At 65.9% G+C, this 4894-nt stretch carries 7 protein-coding genes; 3 read left to right on the top strand and 4 right to left on the bottom strand.

Translation table 11 applies throughout. From position 1 onward, the window contains the following. Positions 1-197: 197 nt before the first annotated feature. Positions 198-554 (bottom strand): DUF6233 domain-containing protein, encoded by a 357-nt coding sequence (locus ACIBBH_RS42330; RefSeq protein WP_399414300.1) that lies wholly within the window; start codon positions 552-554, stop codon positions 198-200. A gap of 115 nt (positions 555-669) precedes the next feature. Between ACIBBH_RS42330 and ACIBBH_RS42325 the strand changes: the two genes are divergently transcribed. From ACIBBH_RS42325 to ACIBBH_RS42315, 3 genes are all read left to right on the top strand, one after another. Beyond that, complete coding sequence (locus ACIBBH_RS42325) at positions 670-1143, top strand: hypothetical protein (protein ID WP_399414298.1); 474 nt, start codon at positions 670-672, stop codon at positions 1141-1143. Positions 1144-1272: 129 nt separating this feature from the next. After that, complete coding sequence (locus ACIBBH_RS42320) at positions 1273-1491, top strand: LexA family protein (protein WP_399414296.1); 219 nt, start codon at positions 1273-1275, stop codon at positions 1489-1491. Next, positions 1488-1688: a hypothetical protein gene (locus tag ACIBBH_RS42315; RefSeq protein WP_399414294.1), complete on the top strand. Its 201-nt coding sequence runs from the start codon at positions 1488-1490 to the stop codon at positions 1686-1688. Before ACIBBH_RS42320 ends, ACIBBH_RS42315 begins: the two co-directional genes overlap by 4 nt. Before the next feature lie 237 nt (positions 1689-1925). On the opposite strand, the gene ACIBBH_RS42310 is transcribed toward ACIBBH_RS42315, so the two are convergent. From ACIBBH_RS42310 to ACIBBH_RS42300, 3 genes are all read right to left on the bottom strand, one after another. Further along, a complete protein-coding gene (locus ACIBBH_RS42310; RefSeq protein WP_399414292.1) occupies positions 1926-2429 on the bottom strand; it encodes a hypothetical protein in 504 nt (167 codons plus the stop codon). Between the two features lie 27 nt (positions 2430-2456). Next, positions 2457-3632 (bottom strand): NucA/NucB deoxyribonuclease domain-containing protein, encoded by a 1176-nt coding sequence (locus tag ACIBBH_RS42305; protein ID WP_399414290.1) that lies wholly within the window; start codon positions 3630-3632, stop codon positions 2457-2459. A 679-nt stretch (positions 3633-4311) separates the two neighbouring features. Beyond that, the gene (locus ACIBBH_RS42300) at positions 4312-4512 is read right to left on the bottom strand and encodes a hypothetical protein (protein WP_399414288.1); all 201 of its coding nucleotides are present in this window, start codon (positions 4510-4512) and stop codon (positions 4312-4314) included. Positions 4513-4894 lie beyond the last annotated feature (382 nt).

Raw genomic sequence — 4894 nt, 5'->3', positions numbered from 1 at the left:
AATGTTCGGCTCACCGGCGTGGTCGCAGAGGGCGTGATGGTGAAGGGGACAGTGTCTCCGGGCCTCATCCATTGCCTGCAGGGACGATCGTTCGGCTGAAGCCCTGCAGAGCCTTTCGCCGCGTAGGCGACCGCCCTTCACGATCACACCCTTCCGCGGGTTCAGCCCCGGCCAGCACGCTGGCCGGGGCACTCTTCTCAGTCGAGGATGCCGAGGGCCGTGTCAGGCCGGCAGTGGATGCAAGGCGGTACCTGCCCGCGCAGGGCATCGATCGCCTGCAGCCGACTGGCCGGACGGCATCGGCCGCTCTTGGCCGCCGCCCAGCAGTCACCGGCGCGCACAGCGTCCACATTCGAGCGGTTGAGGCCGTACTGGATCAGCCAGTCCGGCGGGCCCGGCCGCATCTCCTCACCCTGGAGCCGCTCGATCTCGCGGCGTTCCTCGTCGGCGATCCAGCGGTCGATGAGCCGCAGTTGCCGGACGGCCTGCTGCTCGACGACGCGCCGGGCGAAACGGAGCGCGTCCAGACGCGAGAGCGGCTGCTCACCACCCACCTGCTTGTGACTGAGCGCGCCCGTTGGCCACTCTGAGCGCCATGGTTGGCCGCGGAGTGGCGACCAGAACAGGGATACACCGTCCAGATAAGAGTCCCCCTGGCAGGCTCGCTCCATGGCAGATGACGTCGTGGGGAGTCAGGTCGCCGACCTTCGGACCGAGTGCGAAGAACAAGCCCGGAAGAACCGCTTCCGTCGGCAGTTCTGGCGGTTCACCCATGCCGCGCTTGGACTGCCCGCTGCCGTACTGGCCGGGATCTCGGGCGCAACGGGGCTCTCTTCAGCAGATGCCCGTATCCCGGCGGCCGTGCTGGCGCTCGTCAGCGCGGGACTCAGCGCTGCTATCGCCTTCCTGAAGCCGGAGGTGCATCAGCGAGCGGCTCACGCACGCCGCAGGGCCTACCTGGCATTGGAAGTGGAGGCCCGCTTCGTGCTGACACAGGCGGCATCCAGTGGGGAGCCCGTACCTCTGACCGTCTACAGGGATCTACTGGAGCGCCGCAGGATGATCATCGCCGGTCAGCTCGATGAACTTGTTCAGCGGATTGCTGTGGGGGAAGGGCCTGCCGACGCGGCGGCCAGCGAATAAGGAGCTCGTGCGGCAGGTGGCCACCTGAAGCACTCCGTGGCCAACTGGCGCGCTCAGTCACACTGCTGCTCCCCGGCTGCCGTGTGTCTCCACTTGCCCAGGAAATCGAACAAGCGCTCTAATTGAATTATGCACCGTGTGGACTACCTCACCGACACCCAGGAGCGCATCCTGCGCTGCATCCGCCGGCACATCGCCGACCACGGGCAGGCGCCGACGATGCAGCAGATCGGGGAGGCCGTCGGCATGCGCAGCAGGGCATCGGTGCACTACCAGCTCACCGAATTGGAAGCGAAGTCCGCGATCGTTCGCGAACCGGGGCGACGCAGAGGGATCCGGCTGACGTGAGCAGTCCCGAGCGATACCACCTGCTGCTGGCCGCCGGCGGCCGCACGGTGCAGCACGGCTGGTGGGGAAGTGAGGAGACCGCGCGGGACAAGTTCCGGCGCTGGGTCGGCGAGTACGGCAGCATGCCCGGCGCCCGCCTCACCCTCACCGACGAAGAAGCCGATGAGGTGCTGGTTATCTGGCCCGACCAGCAGTAACGCTGATGATGCAAGCGGTCAGCCTCTGATCAGGATCGATCGCGGTCGTGATGTCGGCCGCGAGGAACCGACCCACAGGTATCTACCTCGGCAGGAGGACACAGACTGCGCCGTGAGAAGCGCGGCGTCCATCGCTCACGCCGGTCCCTGGCTGATCGAGCGACCAGACGTCAGTGAGCCCCGGACTGGTATCCGGGGCTCACGTCATCAGAAGCTGCTGAACTAAGTCGGCGGTGGTTACCTTGCTCGGACAGATGCCCCGTAGCTGTCGGTCTGGCGGAGTACCACCGCCTCTTGGGCCTGTGCGGGCCATACCTGGATGAGGTACCACTCGGTGACGTCGTCCGGGGCGAGGTCGACGGCGGTGTCCCGGCCCCGAGCGTGAACGCGCAGCCGGTAGTCGCCGGGGCCGTCGAATGACAGCTCGGGCAAGTCCTCGTCGAGGTCGGCCATCAGGCCGCGCACCATCAGTTCTCCCGATGCGGAGTGCAGCGAGACTTCGACGATCTCCTCCCATTCGGCGTCCCCGGGCTGGGGAGTGTTGGAGTGGAAGGTGACGGTGACGTCGACGTCGCCGGTGTGGATGCCGGTGAGGACTGTGGCGATGCCGTCTTGTACCTCGACCAAGCCGTTGTGCTCGGGAGGCAGGTCGGGGCCGACGGGGCCGTCCTCGTCGCTGATCCTGAACTGGTGGTAGTGCACTGGCACGAGCTGCTGTCCGTGCGCGGCCTGCTCGTTCATGCGGTGTCCCGGATGGTCGGCGGATGACTAGTTCTTGATCCAGACGAGGAACTTATCCTTCTCGATGATCCGGTTGTAGAGGTAGAAGTTGCCGAGGGCTTTGCCGCCGTCCCTGTTCTGCGCGGCGGGGATCATGCGCCAGCTAAAGTGGCCACCACCGGTGGATGCACCCTGCCAGGTTGAGGCGAAAGGGTACTCGTCGCACTCCTTGCCCGCAGGCCGGGGCCGCCTGGACGGGCATGCAGTGTTCCGGTTCTTCTTGATCTTGGCCTTGTCCGTGAGGCGTGTCAGGTACTTGGTCGTGCCGTGCTTGCCGGGCAGGTGCTTGGTGTTCTGCGCGTACTCGATGTGCTTGGCGAGTTCAGGGAAGTCCCCCCTCTTGCTGTACACCAGTTCCGGGATGTACGGCATGACGCACCCGATCCTCGAGGTGCCGGGCAGGGCGTTGTCGCAGCGGACCACTGGCGTGTTCAGGGTGATCTCGTTGGTCGGCGCGGCCCACTTGGGGTTCGTGAACTGCCAGTGGGCTGTCCCCTGTCCGTTGCCTATGTCGCCCTTGGGGCGGGCCTTGATGGTGGTGTCGAAGAAGAACTGGCCGACAGCGTTCTTGTCCTGGCTCATCGCCTGGGAGGGGAACTTGCTGTCGTTGACCTTGCACTTGCCCGCGCATGTGCCCTTGCCGCCCGCGCTGCTGCCCACGGCGTCGCCCGAGGCGTTGACCTGCATCAGCTCGACCTGGTATGCCCACCTTTCGATGCCGTAGTCGCTGTAGGCGTAGGCGACGACCAGGTAGTGCATCTTGCCGGTCACCCGGCCGGTGCGGACGTCATGCACGGTGACGTCGGCGGCGAAGACACCGCACGCCTTGAACCGGGTGACATACCAGGTGTTGTTCGGGCCGTGGTCGTCACACCAGTTCGGCGTCGGCCACGCCGTGATGGCTGCATGACGATGGGCGGTGGCGGATGGTTCCGCCCAGGAGGCGCAGGCGACGGGCTTGTTGCTACCGGCGTCGCGTGCCGCCTTCAGCTGGGCGTCGCAGGCGGCCTCCTCCTGAGCAGCAGTCGTCTTCGGCGTGATGGCCGCGGGAGCCGGGACAGCTGGCGGAGTGGGCTTGGAAGCCTGTGCGGTGGTCGAAGAGCCGGCCAGCAGGCCCAGTGTGACCGCCCCAGCCGTGAGCAGCTTTCTGTATCTGAAGTGCATGAATCTCTCCCCGAGATGATGACTTGCGAGTGTGCTGCGTGTCAGGTCAATCACTCGTGGTGATCACATCACGGGTAAAACTGCCATCACAGATGACTCTGAGACGAACTAGCGTTCTGTTTAGCCACTTTGCTGCTGCGGATGCCGCTCCTATGGGGGTGGGCGCCGCGCAGCAGGACCTCAACCAGGAGCCTGGTCCGACGACGTCCCCACGACGTACCTGAAGACGCCGCCGCCGTCGGTGCGCGAGACCCTCCGGTCGCGTCGGCCACCGGTTGAGTGCTACAGAAGCTGGACGCACAGGCCCGATCGGGGCGTCCTGCACGCCCCGGACTGTGACGTGGCACCGGAGAGCGCGCCGGTGGTGGAGCTCTGGTGCCCGGGACGCTGCCGAGAAGGCGGGCGCGAGGCTGTGCTCGCTGTGCGGTGTGGGGCAGGAGTTGGAGCCACTCTTGAGCGGATTCAACCGGGGCCTCAATCCGAAGAGTGAGCGTCGTACCCCGGAGTCCTTCCTCTGGCACGGCTGCCCACAGCATGTGTTTCTCGGGCGCGTGTGCCAAGCCGAGTACTGGGGGGCACGGCACCCCTCCGGCAAGGAGGTCAGAAGCCGGCTCGCCATGGAGAACGGTGGGTTGTAGAGGATAGAGCGGGCCTGCCGTGGGGCAGGCCCGCCAGAGCGTCAGCGGCGGGTCTCCCACCACAGGATGAGTAGGGTCGCCGCGCCGCTCCCGAGCTTGTAGGCGGCGCCCTGCAGGAACTCGCCCGGGACACTCTGTCCCTGCTGACTGATCCATTTACGCAGGTGACGGATGGTTTCGACTCGCCGCCTGGCCCAATGGGACGGGTGCTTGGGCTGGCGTTTCGCGTTACGCTCCTCCATACGGAGTTCCTCTCGTTGAGAGGCGTGCAGGAGCATCGCGCAAGGAGCCCTCCCAACTCAGAGGCGTAGGAACCTGTTGGGGCTGCAGGGCTCCTTCTGCGCGATTTCCGGAAGTCTAGTGACGGTCACTTACAGTCGATTCCGCGCTGACGTGCGAGGCAACAGGAGGCAACGCCTGGCAACGTCCAGCTACCTGTGAGTGCGAGAAACCGCAGGTAGAGACACCAGCGCCACACCGAGAGTGATTTGTGACACGCTCGTCTCCGGTGAGGGTTCTCCCGAAAGTCTCAGCGGCGGGTGAAGTCGTGGAGCAGGTCGGCGAGGCGCCGGTCGGGGCGCTGGACGATGATGCAGGAGCCGGTCTTCTCGGTGGCCAGGCGGT

This window comes from Streptomyces sp. NPDC051636, from assembly GCF_044453765.1.
GTDB lineage: Bacteria > Actinomycetota > Actinomycetes > Streptomycetales > Streptomycetaceae > Streptomyces.
The sequence above is the reverse complement of the archived record's forward strand: the minus strand, read 5'-3'. Positions and strand labels throughout refer to the sequence as shown.

Coding starts and splice junctions, on each gene's coding strand:
- ACIBBH_RS42325 (WP_399414298.1), top strand. CDS start 670: ATGGCAGATGACGTCGTGGGGAGTCAGGTCGCCGACCTTCGGACCGAG.
- ACIBBH_RS42320 (WP_399414296.1), top strand. CDS start 1,273: ATGCACCGTGTGGACTACCTCACCGACACCCAGGAGCGCATCCTGCGC.
- ACIBBH_RS42310 (WP_399414292.1), bottom strand. CDS start 2,429: ATGAACGAGCAGGCCGCGCACGGACAGCAGCTCGTGCCAGTGCACTAC.
- ACIBBH_RS42305 (WP_399414290.1), bottom strand. CDS start 3,632: ATGCACTTCAGATACAGAAAGCTGCTCACGGCTGGGGCGGTCACACTG.
- ACIBBH_RS42300 (WP_399414288.1), bottom strand. CDS start 4,512: ATGGAGGAGCGTAACGCGAAACGCCAGCCCAAGCACCCGTCCCATTGG.